Origin of the sequence: Pseudomonas meliae (assembly GCF_001400515.1) — a bacterium.
GTDB classification, from domain to species: domain Bacteria; phylum Pseudomonadota; class Gammaproteobacteria; order Pseudomonadales; family Pseudomonadaceae; genus Aquipseudomonas; species Aquipseudomonas amygdali.
Window position 1 is genome coordinate 1 of sequence record NZ_LJQT01000177.1, and the last position, 1602, is coordinate 1602.

General features: G+C 56.6%; 2 protein-coding genes. Both read right to left on the reverse strand.

What is annotated here, in order from left to right:
- On the reverse strand, nt 1-628 hold a 628-nt coding region (gene msrQ / locus ALO64_RS07920; RefSeq protein ID WP_054991685.1), incomplete at its 3' end, for a protein-methionine-sulfoxide reductase heme-binding subunit MsrQ.
- On the reverse strand, nt 628-1602 hold a 975-nt coding region (gene msrP, locus ALO64_RS07925; protein ID WP_235804983.1), incomplete at its 5' end, for a protein-methionine-sulfoxide reductase catalytic subunit MsrP. The genes msrQ and msrP, both read right to left, overlap by 1 nt.

Here is a 1602-nt window from a genome sequence, read left to right on the forward strand (position 1 = left end):
CGTTATTTTGAACTTTCTTCGATCCTGTCCCGGCAGAACCTCCAAGACGCGGGATTCGCCTTGTAATCATTGGAATCCGCAGCAGCAACAGGAACGCGCCTATCCCCGCATACAGCGCCCATTCCTTAAGGTCAGCCCTGACAATCCAGAACATGTGCAGCAAGCCCAGCCCCAGAATCACATATATAAGCCGGTGTAGCTTCTTCCAGCGCGCTCCGAGTCGACGCTGACTATAGCGATTGGACGTCACAGCCAAAGCCAGCAGCCCGAGAAACGCCAACGCACCCACGATGATATAGGGACGCTTGACCAACTCTACGCCCAACTGGCCTAAATCCAGCCCGAGGATGAACAGCGCATACATCGTCATGTGCAGCACTACATAAGCAAAACACCACAACCCCAGTTGACGACGGACAACGATCCATCCCGGCCAGCCGGTCAGGCGCTGCAAAGGCGTCATGGACATTGTGATCAGCAACATCACCAGAGTCGCTAGCCCGAAATCTTCTACCAGAACCTTGCCCGGATCAGGCCCCAAGGCAAAGATCCATGCCTGATAGAGCCACCAGACCGGCGCAACGCACGCGGCGAGAAATACAGCCAGACGCCAGAACGGGTATCGCATCAATAGTCCTTCCGCAAATCCATACCGGCATACAAGGCACCCACCTCCTCCTCATAACCATTGAACATTTTCGTGTCGCGCAGATTCGGACTGAACAGGCCGCTCGGCAAGCGACGCTCTCGGGCCTGAGTCCAACGAGGGTGATCCACCGTCGGGTTAACGTTGGCATAGAAGCCGTACTCATTTGCCGCAATGCTTTGCCATGTGGTCTTCGGCTGCTCACTGACCAGACTGATACGCACAATTGACTTCACACTCTTGAAGCCATACTTCCAAGGCACCACCAAACGCAGCGGCGCGCCGTTCTGATTAGGCAACTCACGCCCATACATGCCCACCGCAAGAATCGCCAATGGATTCATCGCCTCATCCAGCCGCAGTCCTTCTACATACGGCCAGTCGATGAGGGCAAAGTCAGAGCGTTGCCCAGGCATGGACTTTGGGTCTTCAAGCGTTTCGAAGCGAATGTATTTGGCCTTAGAGGTCGGCTCTACCTGCTTAAGCAGTGCAGAGATAGGAAAGCCCATCCAGGGAATGACCATCGACCAGGCTTCGACGCAGCGCAGCCTATAGATCCGCTCCTCCAGCTGATAAGGCTTCATGAAGTCTTCCAGCGCATAGCGGCCCGGCTTGCCGACTTCGCCATCGATCACGACACTCCACGGCTCGGTCTGCAAGGAACCGGCATTCTTTGCCGGATCGCCCTTGTCGGTACCAAACTCGTAGAAGTTGTTGTAGTGGGTCGCGTCCTTGAACGGCGTGATCGCCTCATCCTTGACGTTGACCGCCTGCCATTTTGTAGAAGGCAGCTTGTCGGCAAACCAGCCCGGCGCTTTCCCGGGCTCTACATCCGCATAGCGCGAAGCGTCTGCAGCGCTTGCCCAGCGTGGCAGTGCCGTGACGGCCAGACCCGCAAGCGAGCCGCCGAGCAATGTACGTCGCGAGAGATAGATGGATTCAGGCGTGACGTCCGA